Genomic DNA, 13,026 nt, shown 5'->3' with positions numbered 1-13,026 from the left:
AGGCATTGGCGCAGTTGCATCTGGCCGGTGCCGATTTTTCGATGACGCGTCCGAATGCCCTGGCCATCGACGGCTGGCGCAAGCTCTGGGATGCAGCGCGCGATCGCGCAGACGAGGTCGAGCCGGGCCTGGCGGCCGAGGTCGATGCCGACTTTGCCGATTTCGAGCGCAACTGGCCGAAGGACCTTCCCAAAGGCATCATCCACGCCGATCTTTTCCCGGACAACGTTTTCTTCCTCGGCGAAAAACTGTCCGGCCTGATCGATTTCTATTTCGCCTGCGACGACCTCTACGCATACGATGTCGCCACCTGTCTCAACGCCTGGTGCTTCGAGAAGGATTTTTCCTTCAATCTCACCAAGGGCAAGGCGCTGCTCGCCGGCTACCAGAGCGTCCGGCCCCTGAGCGACCAGGAACAAGCTGCGCTGCCGGTGCTGGCGCGCGGTTCGGCGTTGCGCTTCATGCTGACCCGGCTGTACGACTGGCTGACCGTCCCCGATGGCGGGCTGGTGATGAAGCGCGATCCGACCGAATACATCAGAAGGATGCGGTTCCACCGGGCGATCAAATCTCCTTCGGAATATGGATTGGCCTGATACGGGGTATCATGAGCAAACTGGTTGAGATCTTCACCGACGGCGCCTGTTCGGGCAATCCCGGCCCTGGCGGCTGGGGCGCGATCCTGCGCTTCAACGGCACCACCAAGGAGCTTTCCGGCGGCGAAGCTGAGACGACCAACAACCGCATGGAACTGTTGGCCGCCATTTCGGCGCTGAACGCGCTGAAGGAGCCGTGCACGGTCGACCTTCACACCGACAGCAAGTATGTCATGGACGGTATTTCCAAGTGGATCCACGGCTGGAAGAAGAACGGCTGGAAGACCGCCGACAAGAAGCCTGTGAAGAACGGTGAACTTTGGCAGGCGCTCGACGAGGCCAACAAGCGCCACAAGGTCACCTGGAACTGGGTCAAGGGCCATGACGGTCATGTCGAGAACGAGCGCGCCGACGAGCTTGCGCGCGAAGGCATGGCGCCGTTCAAGAAAGGTCCGTTCAAGCCTGCAGCAGCGGCAAAGCCTGCTGCGCCGGCCAAACAACCGGCAATCGCGAAAGTGCGGCGCTCTACCCAGAGCTATTGAATTTCCGGAGCGGCGTGGCTCGGCGCGCATCACGTTATCCAGTGCTGGCGGCCGATCGACAGGCTGCCTTGACCAGCGTCCAGCGGAGGTAGGGCTGGAGGCTCCTTCGGTGGCGCTGCAGTTGCTCCAGAATACGGGTGGGAGTAATATTTCCTACCATAGAGCAAAATGCGATGAGGAAACGGCGTGGCAAACGTGGAAAAAATGAGCGTGGCCGTGACCCCGCAACAGGCAGCCGTCATGCGTGAGGCTGTCGAGGCGGGCGAGTATGCCACTGCAAGCGACATTGTGCGTGAAGCGGTGCGGGATTGGCTGGCCAAGCGTGAACTTCGGCATGACGATATCCGCCGGCTAAGGCAGCTGTGGGATGAAGGGCAAGGCAAGTGGGAGGCCGGAGCCTGTGGATTTCGACGCGTTGCGAAAGGAAGCTCGGCGAAGGCTGGCGGAAGCCTCGCGGAATGACCGTTAGGCTGGTCTGGTCACCCGCGGCCAAGGCGAACCTCATCGACGTCTACGTGATGATAGGGAGCGAAAACATACGAGCTGCCGATCGCTATTATGATCAACTAGAAGCGCGGGCCTTGCAGCTGGCAGACCATTGCGCATGGGTGTTAGGCGACCCGATATCAGGTCTTCCGTCCGGATGCTGGTGGAGGCGCCGTTTGTACTGCTCTACGAAAGGATTCCGGACACGGACGATGGCCCTGTTGAGTGGGTTGAAATCGTCCGTGTGGTGGATGGGCGGCGGGATTTGAACCGTTTATTCTAGCGAGCTGTTTTATCGGATCAGCAGCGCCGTGCCCCAAAGCCCAAGTGCGAACACGGTGTGCGACACCAGATTCAGCGCCCGGATCAGCATCGGGTTGGGCCGCTTCGAGGCCGCCCAACCGGCGCCCATGCCGGGTGCCAGCAGGAACCAGCCGGCGCCGACGGTGACGATGCCGAGGATGAAGGCCGGCAGGAATGTCGGCGCGGCAAGCCAGCCCGCTCCGGCCAGCACCACCAGGATGATGCCGTAGACGATGCCGACAAAATAGTGAAAGGCCCAACCCAGCGCCTTTTCATGCACGTACGGTGCGGCACCGCCGATATCGTCGTGGAAGACCTTGTCACGGAGATGCCAGACCCAGCGACCGACCGGCCCCCAGTTCGGCCGTGGCTGGCCGAACGCCTTGTGCAGGAAGATGGCCCAGAGATCCATCAGGACGGTGGCGCCGATGCCGATCGCGATAGCGCGCCAGAACATGTCAAACATCGCTAGAATCCCCCCAAACGCAAGCCCTGGGCTACAAGCGCGATCGTCGTTCCACACCCGACGCCGCGCTGAACTTCAGAGCTGTCCCAGAATATGAGCCGCGCCGGACTCGTCGACACCAGGCTTGGTCTCGACATTGAGCGCGGTGACCTTGCCGTCGTCGACGATCATCGAAAACCGCTTCGAACGCAGCCCCATGCCGCTGGCGGAAAGGTCATTGTCGAGGCCTACCGCCTTGGCGAAATCGCCACTGCCGTCGGCGAGGAACATGATCTTGCCCTCACCGCCGGTGAAGTGCGCCCAGGCGCCCATGACATGGACGTCGTTGACCGAAACGACGGCGATGGTGTCGACGCCGCGCGCCAGGATGGCATCGTGGTTCTCGAGATAACCCGGCAAATGGTTGTTGCTGCAGGTCGGTGTGAAGGCGCCGGGAACCCCAAACAGCACGACCTTCTTGCCCGGGAAGATCTCGGCCCCGGTGATCGGCTTGGCGCCATCGGCGGTCATCGTCTTGAAGGTCACGTCAGGCAGCTTGTCGCCAACGGAAATGGTCATGGATTCCTCGCTTGGGAAAATGGGGAAGGACGTGTCTTTGCCTAGCGAACCCGACGGCTTCCTGCAACCGTTGGGGTGGGCTGGATCAAGGGAAAGGCAGAACCCCTTCGACCGCGCCCGCCGAACTCGTCAGCGTATAGTGAAGCCCGCCATCGGTCGGCGTCGTCGAGGGGCGATCGAGGATCGGCACGGTGAAAATCAGCTTGCCGTCTTTTTCGCTGCGCGCAGGGGTACCGAACATGTAGTCCCGCTCGCCGGCCACGAAGAAATCCGCCGCCTCCGGATCGCCGGGAAAGCTCGCCTCGACAATCAGCGTCTCGTGGTCGCCCGGCAGCACAGCGATGCCGAAATCGGACCTCGCGGGCGCTGGTAGCGCCGCGAAACTCGCCTTCACCAGCGCTGCGTCCTCGGCATTGTCCGGATCGGAGGCGGGGTCGACGGTCAGCCGCGTCTGCACCGGAATGCAGATCGTTTCGCAGATGCCGAGAAAGATGTCGGCATCGATCAACGCCGGCTGGTTCAGCGCCGCCAGCGTGAATGTCACCGGCAGAGAAACCGGATAGTTGTAGCCTGCCCATTTGCCATAGCCGTCGTCATGGCGCTGCGGCGCCGGAAACGATAGCGCTGCGTCGGCGATGTTGGTGCTGGCTGAAATGTCGAGTTGCGGCGGCACGCCCGCGTCGCCCGGATCGCGCCAATATGTCTTCCAGCCGGGCTTGAGCGCTATGTCGAGAACGCCCTGGATGCGGCCGGTGTCGTCGGCTTTGCCTGATGTCACCAGCCGGACCTTGCCGCCTTCGCTGTTGTACCACGCCGATGAGGAGGCGGCGGCGGGAAGAGCGGTTGCCGATCCGATGGCGGCGCCGAGCAGCAGGATTTTCAAGCTTCGCATGGCGGTGATTTGATCGTCCGTTCGTGGCCGCGCAATGATTTCATGGCCTTGCCGGTATCATATTTGCGTGACTTCGAGGGAGAAGAATGTTCGAGCCGCCGCCACAGGCTTTGGTCGAATCCAGCACGGCGCATCTTTTCGGCGCTTTGGAAACGCGTTACGCTCCCTTCATGGACTTGTTGCGCCACAAGAAGACGGTCGCCAGTCGCGGCTTTCTCGACGATCAGTTCCTGATTGCCATGCCCGGCATGAAGGACGACCGTTTCACGCGCTCGGTCATCTATGTCTGCGCACATTCCGATGAAGGCGCCATGGGCCTGATCATCAACCAGACGCAGCAGATGCTGTTTCCGGACTTGCTCGTGCAACTGGGCATCATGAACGAGCAGGAGGCGATCCGATTGCCGGCTCAGGCCCGCGATTTCGTCGTGCGCAATGGCGGCCCCGTGGACCGCAGCCGGGGCTTCGTCCTGCATTCGGGAGACTATCGGGTGGAATCGTCGCTGACCGTTTCCGACGACATCTGCCTGACGGCGACCGTCGACATATTGCGCGCCATATCGTCCGGCCGCGGGCCTCGTCATGCGCTGATGGCGCTCGGCTATTCCGGCTGGGGCGCCGGCCAACTGGAGACCGAGATCGCCGAAAATGGCTGGCTGACCTGTCCGGCCAATGCCGAGCTTCTGTTCGACACCGATATCGAGCGCAAATACGACCGGATCCTCGCCTCGATCGGTATCGACCTTGCGCATCTCAGCCTGGCGGCCGGGCACGCCTGAGTTCCATCAGTCGTTTCTCAGTTCGAAATTTGACCGCCGGCTTGGTCGATGACTGAGACGAGTTGTTTCGCGAGCATTGCGCGAATCATTTTCTCCATCTCACTGATGTCTTCTTTGCCGTTGCGCGCGGCCTCATCGGCCATTTCGAGAGCTTCAATGTAATGGCTGTTATCGGACTCGATTTGCTGAGGAATGGTAGGGGATCCCGGAAGCACGTAACCTAATTTTGTGCTCAACAGCACGTACGACAATGCTCGCGAGGTACGGCCGTTTCCGTCTGTGAAGGGGTGAATCCAATTCAACCGCCACATCGCGTATGCTGATAGATAAAATGCGGTCCGCTCGTGCCAATTGTCGTTTATGTAATCACAAAATTCAGTTAGGTGCGTCGTCACCAAATGGGGCGGGGGTGGAGTATGCTTACTTTTGTGAATGCCGACCGGGTTTTTACGAATTTCCCCCGGTTCCGCCTCTATCCCCTTAACGGCCTCTCGTTGCAGGTCCAAAATCAAAGGAACCCGAAGGGCGAATGGCCGATCGGGTTCCAAATAGTATCGTATAACATCTAGCGTTAGGTCGTACTGGCGAAATCCATTCTCGATCTCAAGCTGTGTATTGTGATCGACCGCCACGCTTTACCCTCTATTAGCCGTGGACAGCTTCTCTCGGCACACGATGTGAAATTTCTTCCACCAGTTCACGCGTCACATTGCTATTCTCGATCTTCGTGTTTCCGTACACAAAGCTATTGCGCTGTTCGTTGCGCTGCTCGTCGTTCATGTGAACGCCCTTTGCTAGCTCAACGAGTCTAGAAAGGTTGTGGTCGTCCATTCGTGCCTCCTGCTGATTTGTCGCTAGAACATAGTGTGTACGCAACAGGTTGCCAATGCGCTAATCGTCGCTGGTTAGTTTTTTGTACGCTCCGCGCTGTCCTGGCTTTGCGCGGCTAATCCATTCTGGCGGCATCAAACCTCACCGGCTCTCAAGCGCCGGACTGCATCTTCCAGAGCAATGATCGTTCTCTCATAGTGGGCGGTTACATCGGCGTTGAGGTTGCCAAATTCGGCTTCTCCTGCTTCGCCGATTTTCTCAATCCCATCGCGCATCCATTGGATGCTTTGTTTCATGCTTGCGATATCGCGTTCGTACTTAACTATTAAATCTTCGCGCCATCCCACGACCAATCCTCCATATGGTGCTAAGCATATCGGGATAGCATGCCGCTGCGCGGGTTCAAAACCAACTGAATACCATCTGAAGCGTCACGCCTGCGTCAGCGGATACTGCTCCTTCAGCGTCTTCAGCACCTGGTCGCCCGGCATCGGGGCGCCGAACATGAAGCTCTGGACATATTCGCAGCCCATCTGACGCAGTTCCAGCGCATCGCTTTCGTCCGAAATGCCCTCGGCGACGACGGACAGACCGAGCTCATGCGCCATGTTGACCATCGATTTCAGCAGCACCGCGCGCTTGGGCGTGTTGTCGTCGACGAAGCTCTTGTCGATCTTGATGGTGTCGAAGGGGAAACGCGTCAGGTAGGCCAGTGAGGAGTAGCCGGTGCCGAAATCGTCCAGCGACAGGCCGATGCCGAGCTGCTTCAGCTTGGTCAGCACATGGGCGGTCTGCTCGGGATTGTCCATCACAAGCGATTCGGTGAGCTCCAGCCGGAAGCAGCGCGGCTTCAGATTGGCCCGCGCGATGACCGAGCGGACGTCACTGACCAGGTCGCGGCGGATCAACTGGCGGCTGGACAAATTGACCGAGACCGACAGCGGCGCGTCGCCGATCTGTTTTTGCCAGCTGGCAAGATCTTCCGCCGCCTGCTGCATGGCAAACAGGCCGAGCTGCACGATAAGACCGCAGCTTTCGGCTACCGGGATGAAATCCGCCGGCGGGATCATGCCGCGGCGCGGGTGGTCCCAGCGCAGCAGCGCCTCGAAGCCGGCGACACTGCCGTCCTCGAGCCGCACGATCGGCTGGTAGGCAAGCGTGAATTCGCGCCGCTCGATGGCGCGGCGCAGGTCGGATTCGAACTGCAGCCTGTCGGTGCCGACAGTGCGGAAAGCCGGACGGAACGGCTCGATCCTGTCGCCGCCGAAGCGCTTGGCCTGGTGCATGGCAAGCTCGGCATCCTTGACCATGTCCTCGGCCGACATCTGCGGCGAATTCCAGGTGATCAGCCCAATCGACGCGGTCAGCACGATCTCGCGCTTGGCGAAGGTGATCGGGTTGTTGATGGCATGCTTTATGGCATCAGCGACCGCAGCGATGCGGGCCGGGTCTTGTTCGGACAGCAGCATCAAAGCGAACTGGTCGCCGGCAAAGCGTGACAGCGAATCCTTCGGCTTGAGCAGCCGGTGCAGGCGGCGCGCGATGGTCAAGAGGATGGTGTCGCCGGCCGAGATGCCGAGCCCGTCATTGACCTGCTTGAAACGGTCGATGTCGATGACGAAGACGGTCGGCCGCACCTTCTCTTCGGTGCGCGCGATCGAGATGATCGCTTCCAGCCGGTTCATCAAAAGTTCACGGTTGGGCAGGCCGGTCAGATTGTCGTGCACGGCGTCGTGCAGCAGCCTTTCCTCGGACTTTTTCTGCTCAGTCACGTCGACCATGGTGCCGACGCAGCGGATGACTTCGCCGTCCGAGCCGATGACCGGGCGTGCACGCAGGGAAAACCAGTGATAGTGGCCGTCAGCGCCGCGCAGGCGGAAATTCTGCGACACCCGGCCGCGCCGGTGTTCGAGCACTACGTCGAGCGTCGTGCGGAACGTGTCGCGGTCGTCGGCATGCAGCACCGGCAGCCAGTTACGGGCTGCGCCGCCAAGGCTGTTCGGTGCCAGGCCGAGTTGGATGCTGACATCGGGCTTGGTGACGACGCGGTCGCGCAGCACATCCCAATCCCACACCGTGTCGCCCGATCCGGCCACCGCCAGCGCCTGCCGCTCGAGGTCGGAGAACAGGCCCTGATGCAGCGCGCCGCCGGCAAAAGCATGCTGCATGACGGTGAAGCCGATCAGAAGGATGATCAGGATCAGCCCGCCGCCCAGGGCCGGCTGGGCAATGTCGTTGTCGAGCATGCCGGTGATCGCCATCCACGATCCGCATAGCCACAACAGCACCATGACCCAACTGGGCACCAGCATGATGGCACGGTCGTAGCCGCGTATACCGAGGAAGATGATCAGGCCAAGCCCGGTCAGTGCGGTTGCGGCGAAGGACAGCCTGGCGATACCGGCGGCAACCGCCGGATCGACGATCGCGACCCCGGCGATCAGCACCAGCCCGAGGATCCAGACCAGCGCGCCGTAACTGAAATGGCCGTGCCATCGGTTGAGGTTGAGATAGGCGAACAGGAACACCACGAAGGTTCCAGCCAGCGCCACCTCCGTTCCCGCCCGCCACATCTGCTCATTGCCGGGCGAGATCTCGATGACCTTGTTGAGGAAGCCGAAATCGACACAGATATAGGCCAGTACCGCCCAGGCAAGCGCCGCCGTCGCGGGGAACATCGAGGTTCCCTTGACCACGAAAAGAATGGTGAGGAACAGCGCCAGCAAGCCTGCGATACCGATGACGATGCCGCGAAACAGCGTGTAGGAATTGACCGAGTCCTTGTAGGATTCCGGATCCCAGAGGTAGACCTGCGGCAGCTTCGGCGAGGCCAGTTCGGCGATGAAGGTAATCACCGTGCCGGGGTTCAGCGTCACCCGGAAAACGTCGGCATCGGGGCTGGTCTGGCGGTCGAGCGCGAAGCCTTCGCTGGGCGTGATGGCGGCGATGCGGGTCGAGCCGAGATCCGGCCAGAAGATGCCGGAATTCACCAGGCGGAAATGCGGTGCGACGATCAGCCGGTCGAGTTGCTGGTCGGTGGTGTTGGCGAGCGCGAACACTGCCCAGTCGCCGGTCGAACGTGCATCATTGGCCTCAACCTCGATGCGCCGCACGATACCGTCCGGACCCGGCGCGGTCGACACCTGGAAATTCTCGCCCTGGTTCCGGTAGATCTCGACGGCGCCGGAAAGGTCGAGCGCGACGTCGTCGCGGGCGATCTTGATCGGCTCCACGGCGAAGGCCGACGATGCCGCCCACAGCGTCAGGAGTGTCGCGAGGACAAAGGCGAACAGCGACCCGTTTCGCAGGAAATTCGTCAAAAATCAGTCCTTCGTTCCAACGCCCGGCGGATCGTCCGCGATCCGGGCGTAGAGGTAGTGGTCCTGCCAGATGCCGTTGATCCTGAGATAGGATCGCAGCAGTCCTTCGCGCCGAAATCCGGCTTTTTCAAGCACGCGGATCGACCTGATGTTGTCGGGAATACAGGCCGCTTCGATCCGGTGCAACCTCAGCGTATCGAAGGCGAAGCGGGCCACCACCTTGACCGCGTCGGTCATCAGGCCGCGGCCGCCGAAGCGCTCGCCGATCCAGTAGCCGACATGGCCGCTTTGCGAGACGCCATGGCGTATGTTGCCGAGCGTGATGCCGCCAGCAAGCTTGCCGCTGCTCTTCTCGAAGATGAAGAAGGCGATTGCGGTTCCTTGCGCATAATCTTCGCGGTAGCGGCTGATGCGCAGCCGCCATGCGTTGCGGTCGAGTTCATCGGAAGTCCAGCGTGGCTCCCAGGGTTCGAGGAAGGCGCGGCTTTCGCCGCGCACCGCCGCCCACTCGCGGTAGTCGTTGGTGAACGGCACGCGCAGCGTGACGCGGTCGCCTTTCAGCGCCGGCAGGTCGCGGCGAAAGAAAGGGAGCGCGAACACGACGCTTCGAGGGGCTTAGACGGCGAGCTTGCGGGCCGTGGTCTGCGTGCCCGCAAGCGATTCGAGGATCGCCTCGTAGGGCGCCAGCGTACCCACAGGCCCGACAGCGGTAAGCGTCGGCTTGGTCGAGAACAATCGCGACGACAGGTCGGTCAGCCGCTCGATCGTCAGCGCCGACAGCCGTTCCATCAGTTCCTCCTTGGCGATCGGCCGGCCGAACAGAAGCAGTTGCCGTGCGATCTGCGAAGCGCGGCTGGCCGGGCTTTCGGCTGACATGATCAGTCCGGCGCGATATTGGGCGCGCGCCCGGTCGAGTTCTTCCTGCAGGATTTTCTCGCCGGCCTTCTGCAGTTCGTCGATGATGACAGGCACCAGTTCGGCGATGTCGCTCTGGCCGGTCGCGGCATGGACGCCGAAGACGCCGGTGTCGGAAAAGCCCCAATGGAAGGCATAGACCGAATAACACAGGCCGCGCTTCTCGCGGACCTCCTGGAACAGGCGCGACGACATGCCGCCGCCGAGGATCATCGAGAGCACCTGCGAGGCATAGAAGTCGCGCACATGATAGGCCCGGCCTTCGAACCCCAGCACGATCTGCGCGTCCATCAGGTCGCGGTCCTCACGGAAGTCGCCGCCGACATATTGCGCATATTGCGGGATGGTGCTGTCGGCCTTGCTGCGGAAGCCGCCGAGTTGCTTTTCGACCTCGCGCACGAAATTGTCATGCTTGATGTCGCCGGCGGCGACAATCACCATGCGCTCGGCGCCATATTGCCGCTCGATGAAGTCGTGGAGTTGCTTGGAGGTGAAGGATTTGACCGTTTCGGGCGTGCCGAGAATGGAGCGTCCAATCGTCTGATGGCGATAGGCGGTTTCCGTGAAACGGTCGAAGACGATATCGTCGGGGGTGTCGTGCGCGGCGCCGATCTCCTGCAGGATCACATGCTGTTCGCGCTCGAGTTCCTGCGGGTCGAATTCGGACTCCTGCAGGATGTCGGCAAGAATGTCGACGGCCAGCGGCACGTCGTCGGAGAGCACCCTGGCATAGTAGGAAGTGGTTTCGACGCTGGTGGCGGCGTTGATCTCGCCGCCAACGTCCTCGATCTCCGAGGCGATTTCGAAGGCGCTCCGCCTTTTCGTGCCCTTGAACGCCATGTGCTCGAGCAGATGGGCCATGCCATGCTCGTCCTCACGTTCATTGCGGGCACCCGACTTGACCCAGGCACCAAGGGCAACCGATTCGATGCTTTGAAGGGTTTCGGTGGCGACTGTCAGGCCGTTCGACAGACGGCTTACCTCAACACCCATATGGCTAGTACTCCTTAACGCGCCGCCCGCGCGCGGCGGCCGACATAATCTTCCACCATTTTCAGGTCGGAGGGAAGTACCGTGTATTTTTCCTCCGATGTCATCAACCCACCTAGCCACGCGGGCAGTGCGGGCGACACGCCGCTGGCGGCTTCGACGGCGGCCGGAAATTTTGCCGGGTGCGCAGTACCCAGCACCACCATCGGCACGGCGCCTGACGCCTTGCCCGCAGCGACATGCACAGCTGCCGCGGTGTGCGGATCGAGCAGATAGTTGCTGGCCGCGAGCGTCGAGCGGATGGTGGCGGCGACCTCGTGCATATCAGCCCGGCCGGCGTCGAATTCCGACCGCATCCCGGCGATTTGCTGGGGTTCGATGGTGAAAGCGCCGGACTGCTTCAGACCGTCCATGTAGCGCCGCACGGTCGCGGCGTCACGGCCGGAGGCCTCGAACAGCAGGCGTTCGAAATTGGACGACACCTGGATATCCATCGACGGCGACGTGGTCGCAAAGACGCCCTTGGTGCGGTATTCGCCGGTCGAAAAGGTCCGTGCCAGGATGTCGTTGTCATTGGTGGCGATGACCAGCCGCTCGATCGGCAAGCCCATCCTCTTGGCGGCGTAGCCGGCGAAGATATCGCCGAAATTGCCGGTCGGCACGGTGAAGGAGACCGGCCTGTCCGGCGCGCCGAGCGACAGCGCCGAGGAGAAATAATAGACGATCTGGGCCATGATGCGGGCCCAGTTGATCGAATTAACGCCAGAAAGAGCCACCCGGTCGCGAAAGCCGTGATCGTTGAACATGTCCTTGAGCAGTCCCTGGCAATCGTCGAAATTGCCTTCGATCGCCAGCGCATGGACGTTTGCAGCCGTCGACGTCGTCATCTGCCGCTGCTGCACCGGCGAGACGCGGCCGTGCGGGAAAAGGATGAAGATGTCGGTCCGGCTGCGACCGGCAAAGGCATCGATGGCCGCCCCGCCGGTATCGCCCGAGGTGGCGCCGACGATGGTGGCGTGCTGGTCGCGTTCGGCAAGCACATGGTCCATCAGCCGGGCCAGAAGCTGCATTGCCACGTCCTTGAAGGCGAGCGTCGGCCCGTGGAAGAGTTCCAGGATGAAGGTGTTGGGGCCGGTCTGCACCAGCGGGCAGACGGCCTCGTGGCGGAAGGTGGCATAGGCTTCGCGCACCAGTCGCTCGAAAACGGAGGCCGGGATCTCGTCGCCAAGGAACGGCGACAGCACGCGGATCGCAAGGTCGGGATAGGCAAGGCCGCGCATGGCGCGGATCTCGGCGGCGGAAAACTGTGGCCACTCGCGCGGCACGTAGAGCCCGCCGTCGCGCGCCAGCCCGGCCAGCACCGCGTCGGAAAATCCAAGAACGGGGGCTTCCCCGCGGGTACTCACATAGTGCATGTCACAATTCCGTTACTGCTTGGCTTTCCATCCACCGCAAGGTGGTTAATTTCTGCGCTGGCTCAGTCGCATTTTTGCCGCGTGGTTGATATACGTCACCAGCTTTGCGAGAGGGAAGTGCAGTTTCATGGCGTTTCGTACATTCAGTGGTCGCTTTTTGGCGGGTCTTGCGCTCACCGGCTTTATACTTGCCGCCGCCGGCTGCCAATCGGGCGACAATGGCATCCTGAACCTCGGCAAAGGCAAGAAGGAGGACCCGACGGCGCCACCGCCGCCCCAGGATCCCAAGATACTGGCCAGCCAGTTGCAGGCCTATTGCCCCCGGGTGACGGTGCGCGACGGTACGGCCTTCTTCAACACCTATTCCAGGGAAGCTCAGAAGCCCAAGCCCAGGATCAAGAAGACCGGCGACGCCGCGCAGGATGCCGCGGCCCAAGCCGAGGCTGACGCCGCTGCTGCAACTCCGCCCGACGAATCGGCCAATATCATCTACCAGGCGTCGGTCAGCGACGTGACACGCGACTGCAGCCGTGCCAACGGCCAGCTGACGATGAAGATCGCGGTCGCCGGCAAGATTGTGCCCGGACCGAAGTTTTCTCCAGGCACCATCACTATGCCCATCCGCACGGCTGTGATGCATGGCACCGAGGTCCTCTATTCGCAACTCCACCAGTATCAGGTCCAGGTCACCGATCCTTCGGTCGCCACGCAGTTCGTCTTCACCGATTCCAATGTCGTCGTGCCCGAGCCGACGGCGCAGGACTATCAGGCCTTTGCCGGCTATGACGAAACCGCGCATCAGGCAACGACCGACAAGCCGAAGAAGACCCGCCGCAAGAGGGCTGCCGCGACGAACTAGGTCTCGGCAGTTGCATGAGGCGTGCGTCGCGGCGCACGCTTCTCAGGCGTCCGACCACTCCGACAGCGCTGCGA

General features: G+C 61.7%; 14 protein-coding genes and 2 pseudogenes. 6 read left to right on the top strand and 10 right to left on the bottom strand.

The genetic code is table 11. The annotated features are described in order from the left end of the window. The 4 genes and pseudogenes from EN749_RS18855 to EN749_RS38855 all read left to right on the top strand — a co-directional run. On the top strand, nt 1-596 hold a 596-nt coding region (locus EN749_RS18855; RefSeq protein ID WP_145990943.1), incomplete at its 5' end, for a phosphotransferase. 11 nt (nt 597-607) lie between these two features. Continuing rightward, on the top strand, nt 608-1,138 hold the full coding sequence (gene rnhA / locus EN749_RS18850; RefSeq protein WP_127270020.1) for a ribonuclease HI: 531 nt from the start codon (nt 608-610) through the stop codon (nt 1,136-1,138). Between the two features lie 186 nt (nt 1,139-1,324). Further along, nucleotides 1,325-1,607: pseudogene (locus EN749_RS18845) on the top strand (type II toxin-antitoxin system ParD family antitoxin). After that, nucleotides 1,597-1,907, top strand: a pseudogene (locus tag EN749_RS38855) (type II toxin-antitoxin system RelE/ParE family toxin). Before EN749_RS18845 ends, EN749_RS38855 begins: the two co-directional pseudogenes overlap by 11 nt. Nucleotides 1,908-1,916: 9 nt before the next feature. Here the strand turns inward: EN749_RS38855 and EN749_RS18835 are convergent. From EN749_RS18835 to EN749_RS18825, 3 genes are all read right to left on the bottom strand, one after another. After that, nucleotides 1,917-2,393 carry a DUF2938 domain-containing protein gene (locus EN749_RS18835; RefSeq protein WP_127270018.1) on the bottom strand — a complete coding sequence of 159 codons (477 nt, stop codon included), beginning with the start codon at nt 2,391-2,393 and terminating at the stop codon, nt 1,917-1,919. Between the two features lie 75 nt (nt 2,394-2,468). After that, nucleotides 2,469-2,951 (bottom strand): peroxiredoxin, encoded by a 483-nt coding sequence (locus EN749_RS18830; RefSeq protein WP_127327099.1) that lies wholly within the window; start codon nt 2,949-2,951, stop codon nt 2,469-2,471. Nucleotides 2,952-3,036: 85 nt separating this feature from the next. After that, on the bottom strand, nt 3,037-3,843 hold the full coding sequence (locus EN749_RS18825) for a protein-disulfide reductase DsbD domain-containing protein (RefSeq protein ID WP_128363693.1): 807 nt from the start codon (nt 3,841-3,843) through the stop codon (nt 3,037-3,039). 170 nt (nt 3,844-4,013) lie between these two features. Here EN749_RS18825 and EN749_RS18820 point away from each other — a divergent pair, with 170 nt between their 5' ends. After that, a complete protein-coding gene (locus EN749_RS18820) occupies nt 4,014-4,622 on the top strand; it encodes a YqgE/AlgH family protein (RefSeq protein WP_023808594.1) in 609 nt (202 codons plus the stop codon). Between the two features lie 17 nt (nt 4,623-4,639). Here EN749_RS18820 and EN749_RS18815 read toward each other — a convergent pair whose 3' ends face one another. From EN749_RS18815 to thrC, 7 genes are all read right to left on the bottom strand, one after another. After that, nucleotides 4,640-5,254 (bottom strand): Fic family protein, encoded by a 615-nt coding sequence (locus EN749_RS18815; RefSeq protein ID WP_128363692.1) that lies wholly within the window; start codon nt 5,252-5,254, stop codon nt 4,640-4,642. A 13-nt stretch (nt 5,255-5,267) separates the two neighbouring features. Continuing rightward, entirely contained in the window at nt 5,268-5,453 is a 186-nt protein-coding gene (locus EN749_RS18810; protein WP_128363691.1) for a hypothetical protein, read from the bottom strand. Nucleotides 5,454-5,587: 134 nt separating this feature from the next. Continuing rightward, complete coding sequence (locus EN749_RS18805) at nt 5,588-5,800, bottom strand: hypothetical protein (RefSeq protein WP_128363690.1); 213 nt, start codon at nt 5,798-5,800, stop codon at nt 5,588-5,590. Nucleotides 5,801-5,884: 84 nt separating this feature from the next. Then, nucleotides 5,885-8,773, bottom strand: coding sequence for an EAL domain-containing protein (locus tag EN749_RS18800; RefSeq protein ID WP_127270311.1), 2,889 nt, complete (start codon nt 8,771-8,773; stop codon nt 5,885-5,887). A gap of 3 nt (nt 8,774-8,776) precedes the next feature. Continuing rightward, nucleotides 8,777-9,373: a GNAT family protein gene (locus EN749_RS18795; protein ID WP_128363689.1), complete on the bottom strand. Its 597-nt coding sequence runs from the start codon at nt 9,371-9,373 to the stop codon at nt 8,777-8,779. A gap of 15 nt (nt 9,374-9,388) precedes the next feature. Then, nucleotides 9,389-10,681 (bottom strand): pitrilysin family protein, encoded by a 1,293-nt coding sequence (locus tag EN749_RS18790; protein ID WP_127320877.1) that lies wholly within the window; start codon nt 10,679-10,681, stop codon nt 9,389-9,391. A 14-nt stretch (nt 10,682-10,695) separates the two neighbouring features. Continuing rightward, nucleotides 10,696-12,093, bottom strand: a complete 1,398-nt coding sequence (gene thrC / locus EN749_RS18785; protein ID WP_128363688.1) for a threonine synthase — start codon at nt 12,091-12,093, stop codon at nt 10,696-10,698. 127 nt (nt 12,094-12,220) lie between these two features. On the opposite strand from thrC, the gene EN749_RS18780 reads away from it, so the two are divergent. Further along, nucleotides 12,221-12,952, top strand: coding sequence for a hypothetical protein (locus EN749_RS18780; protein WP_128363687.1), 732 nt, complete (start codon nt 12,221-12,223; stop codon nt 12,950-12,952). Nucleotides 12,953-13,026 lie beyond the last annotated feature (74 nt).

Source organism: Mesorhizobium sp. M7A.F.Ca.ET.027.02.1.1, assembly GCF_004022985.1.
Taxonomy (GTDB): Bacteria; Pseudomonadota; Alphaproteobacteria; order Rhizobiales; family Rhizobiaceae; genus Mesorhizobium.
This window is presented reverse-complemented; position numbering and strand designations above follow the sequence as displayed.

Coding starts and splice junctions, on each gene's coding strand:
- rnhA (WP_127270020.1), top strand. CDS start 608: ATGAGCAAACTGGTTGAGATCTTCACCGACGGCGCCTGTTCGGGCAAT.
- EN749_RS18835 (WP_127270018.1), bottom strand. CDS start 2,393: ATGTTTGACATGTTCTGGCGCGCTATCGCGATCGGCATCGGCGCCACC.
- EN749_RS18830 (WP_127327099.1), bottom strand. CDS start 2,951: ATGACCATTTCCGTTGGCGACAAGCTGCCTGACGTGACCTTCAAGACG.
- EN749_RS18825 (WP_128363693.1), bottom strand. CDS start 3,843: ATGCGAAGCTTGAAAATCCTGCTGCTCGGCGCCGCCATCGGATCGGCA.
- EN749_RS18820 (WP_023808594.1), top strand. CDS start 4,014: ATGGACTTGTTGCGCCACAAGAAGACGGTCGCCAGTCGCGGCTTTCTC.
- EN749_RS18810 (WP_128363691.1), bottom strand. CDS start 5,453: ATGGACGACCACAACCTTTCTAGACTCGTTGAGCTAGCAAAGGGCGTT.
- EN749_RS18790 (WP_127320877.1), bottom strand. CDS start 10,681: ATGGGTGTTGAGGTAAGCCGTCTGTCGAACGGCCTGACAGTCGCCACC.
- thrC (WP_128363688.1), bottom strand. CDS start 12,093: ATGCACTATGTGAGTACCCGCGGGGAAGCCCCCGTTCTTGGATTTTCC.
- EN749_RS18780 (WP_128363687.1), top strand. CDS start 12,221: ATGGCGTTTCGTACATTCAGTGGTCGCTTTTTGGCGGGTCTTGCGCTC.